The 12,035-nt window shown below is 70.9% G+C and carries 8 protein-coding genes; 4 read left to right on the forward strand and 4 right to left on the reverse strand.

The window, feature by feature from the left end; all coding sequences use genetic code 11:
* Nucleotides 1-144: 144 nt before the first annotated feature.
* On the reverse strand, nt 145-843 hold the full coding sequence (locus B207_RS0110525; RefSeq protein ID WP_018636496.1) for an alpha/beta fold hydrolase: 699 nt from the start codon (nt 841-843) through the stop codon (nt 145-147).
* Nucleotides 844-1,161: 318 nt separating this feature from the next.
* On the opposite strand from B207_RS0110525, the gene B207_RS0110530 reads away from it, so the two are divergent.
* The gene (locus B207_RS0110530; RefSeq protein ID WP_018636497.1) at nt 1,162-3,408 is read left to right on the forward strand and encodes an MMPL family transporter; all 2,247 of its coding nucleotides are present in this window, start codon (nt 1,162-1,164) and stop codon (nt 3,406-3,408) included.
* Between the two features lie 102 nt (nt 3,409-3,510).
* Nucleotides 3,511-6,831 (forward strand): ATP-binding protein, encoded by a 3,321-nt coding sequence (locus B207_RS0110535; RefSeq protein ID WP_051102486.1) that lies wholly within the window; start codon nt 3,511-3,513, stop codon nt 6,829-6,831.
* Nucleotides 6,832-6,880: 49 nt separating this feature from the next.
* Here B207_RS0110535 and B207_RS0110540 read toward each other — a convergent pair whose 3' ends face one another.
* On the reverse strand, nt 6,881-7,096 hold the full coding sequence (locus B207_RS0110540; RefSeq protein ID WP_154675264.1) for a 2TM domain-containing protein: 216 nt from the start codon (nt 7,094-7,096) through the stop codon (nt 6,881-6,883).
* 157 nt (nt 7,097-7,253) lie between these two features.
* Here B207_RS0110540 and B207_RS0110545 point away from each other — a divergent pair, with 157 nt between their 5' ends.
* On the forward strand, nt 7,254-8,048 hold the full coding sequence (locus B207_RS0110545) for an alpha/beta fold hydrolase (protein WP_026310917.1): 795 nt from the start codon (nt 7,254-7,256) through the stop codon (nt 8,046-8,048).
* 50 nt (nt 8,049-8,098) lie between these two features.
* Complete coding sequence (locus B207_RS0110550; protein ID WP_018636501.1) at nt 8,099-9,340, forward strand: MFS transporter; 1,242 nt, start codon at nt 8,099-8,101, stop codon at nt 9,338-9,340.
* A 105-nt stretch (nt 9,341-9,445) separates the two neighbouring features.
* Here B207_RS0110550 and B207_RS0110555 read toward each other — a convergent pair whose 3' ends face one another.
* Both B207_RS0110555 and B207_RS40590 read right to left on the reverse strand, forming a co-directional pair.
* Entirely contained in the window at nt 9,446-11,320 is a 1,875-nt protein-coding gene (locus tag B207_RS0110555) for an acetate--CoA ligase family protein (protein WP_018636502.1), read from the reverse strand.
* 365 nt (nt 11,321-11,685) lie between these two features.
* Entirely contained in the window at nt 11,686-11,979 is a 294-nt protein-coding gene (locus tag B207_RS40590; RefSeq protein WP_018636503.1) for a hypothetical protein, read from the reverse strand.
* Nucleotides 11,980-12,035: the final 56 nt, after the last annotated feature.

The following is a 12,035-nucleotide window of genomic DNA, read 5'->3' on the forward strand; positions in this document are numbered from 1 at the left end:
GCGAGACTCGGTGTCTGCGCGAGACTCGGTCCGCTCGCGATCTCGGAAGGACCGCGACGCGTCAAGCTTATCCGGCCTGTCGCGCGGAGGCGCGCCGCCTGGTCGTTCCCAGGCGCGCGCGACCGCCCGCGTCGGCGCGTCAGACTACCCGCTGACCGACCTGACGACCGTCCTGATCAGGTCGGTCACCAGCGCCGGCTGGGAGAACATCACCAGGTGTGACGAGTCCACCTCGACCGTCTCGATCCCCGCGCGCCGGTAGGCGAAACGCTGGACGTCCGGGTTGATGGTGTGGTCCGCGGCGGCGACGACGCCCCACGCCGGCCTGCTGTGCCACGCGGCCGCGGGCGCCTTCTCGCCGAACACCGCCGCGGACAACGGCCGCTGCGACACGGCGAGTACCACGGCGATGGCCGGGTCGACGTCGTGGGCGAAGACCGTCGGGAACTTCTCGACGTCAACCGACAGCTCGACGGTGTCCTGGAAGGGAGTGGCCTCCAGCGCCTGGCCGAGGTCGGAGTCGGGGAAGTAGCCCTGCAGCTCGCCGAGGGACTCGCCCTCCTCCGGGACGAAGCCGGCGAGATAGACCAGGGCCACGATGTTCTCGGCGACACCGGCCACGGTGGCCACCGCGCAGCCGTACGAATGGCCCACGAGGACGACGGGGCCGTCGATGGCCGCGAGAACGGCACTGACGTATTCGGCGTCGCCGACGAGAGAGCGGTTCGGCACCGCCGGCGCCACGACCCGCAGCCCGTCGGCGAGCAGGCCGGGAATCACCGTGGCGAAGCTGGAAGCGTCAGCGAAGGCACCGTGGACGAGGACGACGGTGGGCTGCGACATGTGTTTCTGTCTCCCTGGTCGAAGTTGTGAGCCCGAGTGCAACACCCGTTAGTTGACGATCTGTGTAGCACCGCTCCACTTCTCATCAAGAGCGTCGCCCTACGGTGACCGAAAGCAGGTGGACACGGCTGGGCCTGGCTCGCCGCCGTTGATTCGTGCCGCTGCGGATCTGTCCCGCCATGGGCTCGTCCTGCCATGGCCGCGCGGCGGTGCGGAGAAACGATATCCAGTAGTGCGGCGCCCGTGGGTCCGTCCGCCCTTCAATTCCTCGTTTCCGCAGCGCGACCCGGGTCGCGCGGAATGCCCGAGGGGGCAGCGATGTTCGAACGGCTCGGACGGACCGTTTTCCGTCGACGGTGGTGGGTGCTAGGTCTGGCCGGAGCGTTCATGGCTTTCGGTGGCGTCTGGGGTACACAGGTGTTCGGCGTGCTCGGCACCGGAGGATTCGATGACCCAGCCAGTGAGAGCTTCCGCGCCGTCGAACAGGCCGAGGCGACGCTCGGCCGGACGGGCAACGACCTCGTCGTGCTGTACCGCAGCCCGGACATGACGGTCGACGACGCGGCCTATCGGCTGGCCGTGACCAACGCGTTGGAGGTGCTCCCGCGCGACGTGGTGACCAGGACGATCACCTACTGGGGGACGGACAGCCCGGCGCTGGTCAGCCATGACCGGCGTTCCACCTACGCGGTCCTGACGCTGGCCGGCGACGAGCAGCAGCGGATCGAGAGGCTGGAGGACATCGAGGACGAGCTGGCCGCTCCCGGCCTGCAGACCCAGGTCGGTGGCATCACGGCGGTCAGCCGCGACATCCGGGAGCGGGTGGGATCGGACATCGCCCGCGCCGAGATCATCTCCACGCCGGTACTCCTCGTCCTGCTGGTGATCGTCTTCGGCGGCGTGGCCGCAGCGAGCCTGCCGCTCGCGATCGGCGGCCTGGCCATCCTCGGGGCGTTCACCGCGCTACGTGTGCTGAGCTATGCGATGGACGTCTCGGTCTTCTCGATCAACCTGGTGACGATCCTCGGGCTCGGCCTGGCGATCGACTACGGCCTGTTCATGGTTGGACGATTCCGGGAGGAGATGTCGCGCGGGCTCGACGTCGAGGACGCGGTCGTACGCACCATGGCCACCGCGGGCCACACCGTCGCGGTCTCCGGCGTCACGGTCGCGGTGTCACTGGCCGCGCTGTTGATCTTCCCGATGGGCTTTCTGCGCTCGATGGGCTTCGGCGGCCTGTCCGCCGTCGTGGTCGCGATGCTGGCGGCGCTGACCGTGCTGCCCGCGCTGCTCGGTGTTCTCGGCACGCGGGTGAACGCGCTTTCCGTGCCCGGGCTCCGCCGCGCGCCACGGCCGGCTTCGTCAACGGGCGAACCGGAGCACGGGTTCTGGTACAGACTCGCGCACAGCATCATGCGCCGCCCGGCTCTGTACGCGGTGGGCGTGCTCGCGGTCCTGCTGCTCGCCGGCGCGCCGTTCCTACGCGCCGAGTTCGGCGGCGTCGACCCCAGGGTGCTGCCCGAGGGCACCGAGAGCCGCGTGGTCTCCGAGGTGACTGACCGGGAGTTCGTCCAGAACAGTCAGCTGCCGATCGAGGCGATCGTGACCTCCCCCGACCCGGCGGGCCTGGAGCGGTATGTCGCCGCGGTCCAGGGTGTCGACGGGGTGAGCGCGGCCGCGGTCACCAGGCAGTCCGGCGACGTCTCCCGGGTCACCGTCAACTACGAGGGCGACCCGATCTCGGCCCAGGCGCGGGACCTGGTAAGCCGGATCCGGGACGTTCCGGCGCCGCCCGGCGGCGAGGCACTCGTCGGCGGCTTCACCGCGGAACTGGCCGATCAGCTTCACACCACCGCCCGGCTGCTGCCCTGGATGGCGCTGATCATCATCGGCGCCACATTCGTCCTGCTGTTCCTCGCCTTCGGTTCCGTGGTGCTACCGATCAAGGCGATCGTCATGAACGTGCTGTCGCTGGGCGCCTCGTTCGGCGCCCTGGTCCTGATCTTCCAGGACGGCCACCTGTCCGGCCTGCTGGACTTCACCTCCACGGGGACGTTGGAGGCCACCCAGCCGATCCTCGTCCTCGCGATCGTGTTCGGGCTGTCGACGGACTACGAGGTCTTCCTCATGTCCCGGATCCGCGAGGCGTACGACCGGACTGGCGACAACACCACCGCGGTCGCGATCGGCCTGCAGCGCAGCGGCCGCGTCATCACCAGCGCCGCAGTCCTCATCCTGGTTGTGATCGGACTGTTCTCGACCTCCGGCGTTACCTTCATCAAGCTGATCGGCGTGGCGATGATCATCGCCGTCCTGGTCGACGCGACCATCGTCCGGGCAGTGCTCGTCCCGGCCACGATGCGACTGCTCGGAAACGCCAACTGGTGGGCACCGGGACCCCTGAAGCGCTTCTACACCCGCCACGGCCTCCACGATGCGGAGGACACGTCCCCGGCCGCGGCCCCGCCGCGTCCCACTCCGATGCGGACAGCGGGCCTGGCGGAACGGGTAGTCGATACCGCGCAGCCATGCGATGATGCCGTCGGCGATGTCGGCAATCTGTAGGTGCGGCGATCTTTAGGTGTGCGGCTCGGCACCGGTCCTCCTGACCATCCCGCGCGAGTCGCCGATCGGTCTCGTCACGTCGGGAGTGGAACAGGGGTGGCGATGTCACCGCCGCCTGTCCGTCCGGGTAGCCATGGACAACCCGCCCTCGGCGGAGATCTGACTGTCCAGATTCTCGGTCCGTTGCGGCTCTGGCGGGACGGCGTCGAGCTCGATGCCGGACCTCGGCAACAGTCGTACCTGCTTGCTCTGCTCCTCGTTCGCGCGGGACGGCCGATCAGCACGAGCGAGCTGATCGATCTCATCTGGGGCGACGACGTCCCGGCCTCGGCGCTCAACATTCTCCAGAAGTACATAGGTGCGCTGCGGCGCCTGCTGGAACCCGCGCTGTCGGCCCGCGAAACCGGCTCCTACCTGCAGCGACGCGGCAGCGGATACCTGTTCGCGGTCGGCGCCGGGACGCTGGACCTCATCACCTTCCGGAAGCTGGTCGACGCGGCCAGGACGGACCTCGCCCAGCAGCGCCTCAATGCGGCGCTCGACCTCTACGCGCAGGCGCTGGATCTCTGGCACGGCCCCGCCGGCGACGGGCTGTCCCACGGCTCGACCGCCTTGTCCCTCTTCGCCGCGCTCAACGACGAGTTCTTCGATGCATGTGTGACGGCGGCCGAGCTCGCGGTCACGCGGCGCCGACCGGAGCGTGTGCTGCAGTCCCTGCGCCTGGCCGCGGGATTGGCGCCGTTGCATGAGACCGTTCAGGCGAGTTTCATCGTGACCCTGGCCGCCGTCGGTCGGCAGACGGAGGCGCTGGCGGTGTTCGGGGGGGTCCGCGCTCGGCTCGCCGACGAGCTCGGCCTCGATCCCGGACCCGTGCTGCGGGCCGCGCATCTGCGCGTGCTGAGTCAGCCTCCGCGTTTCACCGAGTCGGCTGGCGCTGACGGTGATGGACCGGACGGGATGGCTCGTGGGCCGCTGCCCGTTCGGCGGCCGCCCGAGCCACCGACGCTCGTCGGTCGCGCCGAGGCGAGGCCGTTCGAGCGGCAGCAGGCATCCGTCCTCGACGCGCCGCGGGCCGACGGCCTGATAGGTCGAGCCGACGAGCTGGCGGTACTGCGGTTCGCGGTGAACTCGGCGTTCACCGGCGGCACGGGATTCGTCGTCGTCGAAGGAGAGCCCGGGGTGGGCAAGACCCACCTGCTGGAGGAGGCGAGCACCGAGGCGGATCAGCGCGGCGCGCTCGTCGTCTGGGGCCGCTGCCTGGACGGCGACGGGACCCCGTCGATGTGGCCGTGGGTGCAGGCGGTCGGCGCGGTCCTCGACGGCTTGCCCGCCGCGGAGCGGGAGAAGTGGCACACGGGCGAACTCAGCCGCTTCCTGGCGCCACGCGGCGACTTCCTCGCCGGACCGGGATCGCCGGACGGCGGCGCCCAGTTCCGCCTGTTCGAGCGGATCGTCGCCCTCCTCGGCCAGATCTCGGCCCGGCGGCCGGTGGTACTCGTCGTCGACGACCTCCAGTGGGCCGACGTCGCCTCGTTGGAGCTGTGCAGTCACCTGGCGGCCCGGCTGCCTCGCGGCGCCGCCATCATCGGTGCCCTTCGCGACCGCGCGCCGGTGCCCGGCTCGGAGCTGGCGCGGATGCTGGCCGCGGCCAGCCGCGTGCCCACGCACCGCCGGATCCGGCTCGGCCCGCTCGACCCGGCCGAGGTGGCCGAGCTCGTTGGCCGCGAGACCGGTCAGGTCCCATGCGCCCGCGTCGCCCACCGGATCCACATCCGCGCTGCCGGCAACCCGTTCTTCGTCCGGGAACTGTCCCGGCTCCTCGCCGACGGCGGGGTGCTCACCGAGAAGGCCGCCGCCCGGGCCGGTGTGCCGTCCACCGTCCTGGACGTCGTGCGGGATCGGATGGCCGGCCTCGACGACGACAGTCGAGGCCTGGTGCAGATCGCCGCGCTCATCGGCCGGGACGTCGAGGTCGGCCTGCTCGCGGGCGCGGCCGGCCTTGACGCGCAGACCTGCATCGACCGTCTCGAGCCCCTGGACGCGCTCGGCCTGCTCGCGCCTCCACCGGGGGACCCGTTCTCGTTCCGCTTCGCGCACGACCTGGTCCGCGAGTCGGTCGTCCGGACGACGCCGCCGCCCCGCGCGACCCGGCTGCACCTGCGCGTCGCGGACGCGCTGGAGCGCTCCGTCCTGGACGGCGAGGCCGTCGCCGAGCGCCTCGCCCACCACCTGTGGGCCGCCGGCCCGCTCGCGGACCCGGCCAGGACCGCGGCCGCGCTGATCCGCGCCGGCCGCCGCGCCGCGGCCAGGTCCGCGTTCGAGACCGCCTCGCGGCAGCTGGAGTCGGCCGCGCGAGTGGCGCGGACGGCGGGTCTGGCGGAACTGGAACTGTCCGCCCTGTCGCTGCTCACCGCGGTCGTCGGAATGCGGTCCGGGTATGTCGGCTCCGCGGCCGACCTGCTGGAGCGCGCCGAGCACCTGGCGCTGGGTGCTGGCCGGAAACGGGAGGCCGCCGACTTCCTGTTCTCCCGGTGGCTCGCCCACGCCCAGGGCATCCAGCTTGACCAGGGCGGACCGCTGGCGCGCCGGCTGCTCGAGCAGGGCGAAGCGTCCGCCGACCCGGTCGTATGCGCGTATGGCCGACACGCCTGGGGCATCCATCAGTGGGGTGTCGGCAACATCGGCGAGGCGTTTCGGTACCTGAACCAGTCCGCCTCGACCATGCGCCTGGCCCAGCGCGAGGAGGAACCGCTCCGGCACGACCTGCAGCTGCTGTCACCCGTGATGCTGGCGTTGAACACCGCGTTGCACGGTGATGTCGAGAAGGCGAGGGCACTGCTCGACCGGCTGGAGGCCGCGGCCGGCGGCGACCCCTATGCGGTCACGGTCTGGTCCGCTTTCGCCGCCACGGTGGCGGCGCTGGCCGGGGACCCGGCCTGGGCGCGGCGCGCGGCGGAGCGGGGGATCGCGGTGGACCAGGAGTTCTCCTACGGATTCCTCGGCAGTTACCCACGGCTCGCGCGCTGGTGGGCGCGTGCCATGACCGGCGAGGATCCGGCCGGCGCGGCCATGGCGGCCAAAGAGATCATCGACGCGAGCCTGCTCGACCCTCCCCGCTCGTGCCTGGCCTCCTGGTACGGCCTGCTCGCCGAGATGTGGTTGGCGGCCGGGTTGGTGGCCGAGTCCGCCGCCACGCTCGACCGCGCAGAGGATTTTCTCGACGCCTACGGCGAACGATATGCCGAAGGCCACATACTCCTGCTGCGCGCGCGGCTCATGCGGGACCGCGGCGAGCCCACCGCCGCGGTCCGGGCCAAGGCCGAGCGGGCTCGCGCGCTTTCCACCGAGCGCGAGGCCCATCTGTTCGCCCACCGCGCCGAGGAACTGTTGGCTGGCTTGGCGGAGGCGTCGTCCGGCGACTGATCGCCGCGACAGGACAGGACATCGCCGTCTCGCCAGAGCGTGATGTGCGTCAGTGTCTGGCCTTCATTCTGGATGACGAGTAGAAGGCCCAGACGTGGAACGCCAGCCCGATGCCCCAGGCCAGTATTGACCAGAGCGGCCAGAAGAAATGGTCCCGCGTGAGGGTCGCCCACAGCGCGACCTGGGCGAGGTTTGCCAGGGCATACCAGAGAACGTGGACCCGCAGGCCCCACTTCCTGGCGTTTTCGCTTTTTTCGTGCGTCATGATCGCAGCGTAGGCCAACGCACTTTACGTGGAGTGGACTGCCTGTTTATCGGCCGCCGAGGCGCGTACCAGCCTGGTTCAGTGCTCGTCAAGAATCCGGCTCTACATTGAGCCCTGATCGCCGCCGACAACAACGGACATTGAAGGGTCTACATCGATGACGACAACTCGCCGGACCGTGCTGGTCGGATCCGCCACGGTCGCGACCGGCGCCCTGGCCGGAGTGCCCGCCGCGCAGGCACTCACCCAGCCCGCGCCCCGGCAGCGTCCCACCGTGGTACTCACGCACGGCGCGTTCGCCGACGCCTCCGGCTGGAACGGCGTCGCCGCCCGGCTCATCCGCGACGGCTACCCGGTCATCGCCCCGCCGAACCCGCTGCGCGGCGTGGCCGCCGACTCCGCCTATCTGGCGAGCATCCTCGCCACGCTCAGCGGTCCGCTCGTCCTCGCCGCGCACTCCTACGGCGGAATCGTCGTCACGAACGCCGCGACCGGCAACGCGAATGTGAAGGCGCTGGTCTACGTGGCCGCATTCGTTCCCGATCAGGGGGAGACGCTGCTGGGGCTGCAGACGAAATACCCCGGAAGCAAACTCGACGAGACGGCGCTGGACATCCGTCCCTACGGCGGGGGCGTCGACGGATACATCAAGAAGGATGTCTTCCGCGACGTGTTCGCCGGAGACCTGCCGCGGGCGGCCACCGACCTGATGTGGGCAAGCCAGCGGCCGAGCGACGTGCGCACGCTGCAGGAGCCGTCCGGCGCTCCGGCCTGGAGATCCATTCCGTCCTGGTACCTCGTCGCCCGCAACGACAACGTGCTTCCCGCCGCGGCGCAGCGGTTCATGGCGCAGCGGGCCGGCGCGCGCACCGTCGAGGCCAGCGCCTCGCACGTGGCGATGATCGCGCAGCCCGTCGCGACAGCGGAGCTCATCAAGCGCGCCGCGGGCTGACGAAGCCCCGTAGCGGGAGCGAGGCCGCGCAGAGTCCATGAGGAGGGACGATGCATCAACGCGCATATGAAGGCCAGTGCGCCGCCGAGGAGAAGCGGCACACCTCCGCCAGATCACTGGTCCGCAGGCCGCTGCTGACGTTGTTCGCGCTGGGGCTGGGCACCTTCGCGATCGGCACCGGCGAGTTCGGTAGCAATGGCATCATCCAGCTGTTCGCGTCCGATCTGGACGTGTCGATCCCGGTCGCGACGTACGCGGTCACCGGATACGCCTTCGGAGTAGCGATGGGCTCTCCGGTGATCGCCCTGCTTGCCGCCCGGGCCAACCGGCGCACGCTGCTGCTTGGCCTGGTGGTGCTGTTCCTGGTCGGTAATGGGCTCTCCGCGCTGGCACCGAACATCACGCTGCTCGTCCTCTTCCGGTTCGTCGCCGGCAGCGTGCAGGGCGCGTTCTTCGGCGCCGGCGCCGTCGTCGCCGCGTACGTCTACGGCCCGGGTAAGGGCGGCAGGGCGTTCGCCACCGTGATGGGGGGACTCACCATCGCCACCGTCGCCGGTTCGCCGCTGGCCACCTTCGTCGGCCAGAACGCCGGCTGGCGGGTCATGTACTGGGCCGTGGTCGCCGTCGGGCTGCTCGCTGGCGCGGCCCTGGTGACCTGGCTACCCCACTCCGACGAGTTGCGCGGCACCTCCGTCACGAACGAGCTGGGCGCTCTCCGCCGGCTCAACGTCTGGCTGATGGTCACCGTCGCGGCCCTCGGTATCTCCAGCATCTTCGCCGTCTACACGTTCATCGGTCCGTTCATCACCGACGCGGCGCGGCGGGACGCCTCGCTCATCCCGATCGCGCTCGCCATCTTCGGCCTCGGCATGGCGGCCGGCAACCTTCTCGGCGGGCGTCTCGCCGACCGGTACGAGAACCGCGGACTGGTCTGGGGTTACGGCGGCGTACTGGCGCTCCTCGTGCTGATCGGAGTGGCCGGCAGCAACCTGGTGGTCCTGCTGCCCTGCCTGTTCGGCGTCGGCGCGACCATGATGGCCGCGATCCCCACCATCCAGGTCCGGCTGACCGGCCTCGCGCCGGACGCCCCGACTCTGATGGGCGCGCTCAACCTGGCCGCCCTCAACCTGGCCAACTCACTCGGCGCGATCGGCGGCGCCATCGCCCTCGACGCCGGCTGGGGAACTCTGTCCACCGTCTGGGCCGGCTTCGTTCTCACTACCGCCGGTCTGCTCCTTTACGTCGCGACCGTCGCCCGGGTAAAGCCGTCACCCGTCCCGGTGCCCGCCTGATCGTTTCAGCCCAACCGATACTCCGGCAGGAGATCCGCCCCAAGGGCCCGGCATCGCCGAGGACCGCATCAGCGACCCCTCTGGGCACCGGGCCGGGCGCGGGTCCTACCCGCGTACGACGAGGGCGTCGACCGCGACAACACCCAGGCCCTGCGGGCGGACCATGATCGGGTTGATGTCCAGCTCCGCGATCCGGTCGCCGAGGTCCACCGCCAACGCCTGAAGCCGCATGACGACGACGACGCCGTCGACCCGGGCCTGCGGGGCCGCAGCCGCCGCCGTCACGGTGAGCCGCTTCCAGGTGTCGCGGACGGCGTCCGCGTCCGCGACACCGACGGCCACCAGGCCCAGGTCGGACTTGTGCGCGATGTCCGCGGAGGCGATCTTCAGCACGACCGGGAAGCCCAGTTCGGCGGCGGCCGCGACCGCCTCCTCGGGCGAGGTGATGAGCCGTTCGGCCACCGTGGGAATGCCGTACCCGGCGAGCAGCCGCTTGGAGTCGACCTCGTTGAGGGTGCCGGTACGGGCTTCGGCGAGCAGGGACTCGGCCGCGGCCCGCGCGGTCTCCGACGCCAGCGGTCCGGCGCCAGCGGCAGGTACGGCGCCCTCGGCAGGTACGGCGCCTCCGGCGGGTGCGGCGTTCACGGCGAACGGGCTGCGGTACTCGCGGACGAACGTCGAGTACCTGCCGAGCTCGCCGAGGCCGCGCACGGCGGCGCCGAACGAGTGGAACAGCGGCATGCCGGCCGCGCACAACGCCCGGTAGGCGTCGTCGTCGCGGATCGGCGAGGTCCACGCCGCCACCACCGGCTTGCCCTCCCCCGCGACCGCCCGCTGGTGCAGCGCGATCAGGTCCCGGGCGAGCGCGGCGCTCATTCCCGGGAACACCCCGGTGATCGGCGCGAACAGCACGTCCACGTTCGGGTCGTCGAGCATGATCTCGAGGACCCGCCGGTTCTCCGGGCGGGCGGTGATGACACCCCCGGCGTCGACCGGGTTGTCCCGCTTCAGGTACCAGGGCACGAACTCGCCGAGTGCCTCGACCGTCTCGGGGGCGAACGTCGGCACGGGCACGCCGGTCGTACCGCACAGGTCGGCGACGTGCGACGCCGTGCCGCCGGACATCGCGTAGACGGCCACCCCGCCGGGCCCGTCGAGCAGCCCGATGTGGCAGAACATCCCGGAGATCTCGATGACCTCGTCGATGTCGTCCACCCGGATCACCCCGTACCGGTCGAACACGGCGTCGTGGACCGCGTCCGGCCCGGTCAGGTGGCCGGTGTGGGCGGCGGCCATCACGCGCCCCTGTTCGCTGCGCCCGACCTTGATGGCCACGATCGGAACGCCCGCCCGCGCGCACGCGTCGGCGGCGAGCATGAACGACCGGCCATTCTGGAAGCCCTCGACGTACGTCGCGATCGCGCCGACGCCCGGCCGGCCGGCGAGGTGGCCGGCGACGTCCGCCCATTCGATGTCGGTCTCGTTGCCCAGGGTCGCCCACAGTTCGATCCCGATGCCCAGCACCTGGCCCTGGGTGATCGGCCGCCCCTGGTAGCCGGACTGGCTGATGATCGCGAGCCTGCGGCCGGGCAGGCCCTGCTGCCAGGGCTCGAAGATGTTCAGGTTGGTGTTCGGGCCGATGATCCGGGTCGCGCCCGCGGCGAGCTCGCGCAGGCGCACCTCGGCCGCGTGGCCCTCGGCGGTGCCCAGCTCGGCGAAGCCGGCGGAGAACACGATCACGAAGCCGGCGCCGCGCGCGACCGCCTGCTCGACGACCGGCAGCGGGTCGCGGACCAGGACCACCACCACGTCCGGATCCTCCGGCAGCTCCGCGACACTCGGGTACGCCTTCACCCCCTGGATCTCGGCCTTCTTCGGATGCACCGGCACCACGTCCGCGCCCAGCGCGCCCAGCCGCTCCCGCACCTGCATCCACTGGGCCCGCTGCGGGCTCCTCTCGCTGTCGGTCGCGCCGACCACGGCGACGACCCGCGGCGAGAACAGGCGACCAGTCGATCGGTCGAAGTGTCGGCTCGGTCGGGCCGGGGTCGGATCCGGACATCGCTAACCTCCTCAAAGAGCTGCGCGGGCGCCGGATGAACCACGGTGTGCCCACGGCGGTGACGGTGTGCGTGGCGGCCGGGCCGGTCTGCCCCGCCGGCCGGCCGGCCCGGCTGACCGGCAGGTCAGCCGGTCAGAAGCCGCGGAACCGGGTCGGGCGGCGCTCGACGAAGCTGGCGACGCCCTCGGTGGAGTCCACCGTGTTCGACAGGACCTCGACGATCCACGCCTCCGCCTGGGCGAGCTGGTCCCAAGACCGGGAAGTTAGATGGGGCTGGTCGGTGTCAAGTCCCCACTGGGATGATCTCGATGGCGAGGGTCGCTTGGTAGCTGGGGCCGTGGATGCGGCCTTTGCGGGTGTTGGCGGCGTAGTTGGAGATCGCGCGTTTGACGACGCGTGGGCTGACGCGCAGCCGCCGGTCGGGCATGGGCCGGGCCAGGACAGCCCTGCCGATCGTTCCGACAAGGTCGATGACACTGTCTGCGATCACGCCGGCTGCCTGGATGAGCTGGTCTCGGGCAGTTTCCAGCGCGATGGTGAAGCTGGCATGGTCGGGATCGAGGTCTGGTGTGGACACGGCTGATGACAGACTCGGCAGACAGCGGAGCTCCCGGGAACAAGGGATCGGTCTTG

The organism is Parafrankia elaeagni (genome assembly GCF_000374165.1).
In the GTDB taxonomy this organism is placed as follows: Bacteria; Actinomycetota; Actinomycetes; order Frankiales; family Frankiaceae; genus Parafrankia; species Parafrankia elaeagni.

Excerpts from the sequence above, each read along its gene's own strand:
- B207_RS0110525 (WP_018636496.1), bottom strand. The coding sequence starts at position 843 with ATGTCGCAGCCCACCGTCGTCCTCGTCCACGGTGCCTTCGCTGACGCT.
- B207_RS0110530 (WP_018636497.1), top strand. The coding sequence starts at position 1,162 with ATGTTCGAACGGCTCGGACGGACCGTTTTCCGTCGACGGTGGTGGGTG.
- B207_RS0110535 (WP_051102486.1), top strand. The coding sequence starts at position 3,511 with ATGTCACCGCCGCCTGTCCGTCCGGGTAGCCATGGACAACCCGCCCTC.
- B207_RS0110540 (WP_154675264.1), bottom strand. The coding sequence starts at position 7,096 with ATGACGCACGAAAAAAGCGAAAACGCCAGGAAGTGGGGCCTGCGGGTC.
- B207_RS0110545 (WP_026310917.1), top strand. The coding sequence starts at position 7,254 with ATGACGACAACTCGCCGGACCGTGCTGGTCGGATCCGCCACGGTCGCG.
- B207_RS0110550 (WP_018636501.1), top strand. The coding sequence starts at position 8,099 with ATGCATCAACGCGCATATGAAGGCCAGTGCGCCGCCGAGGAGAAGCGG.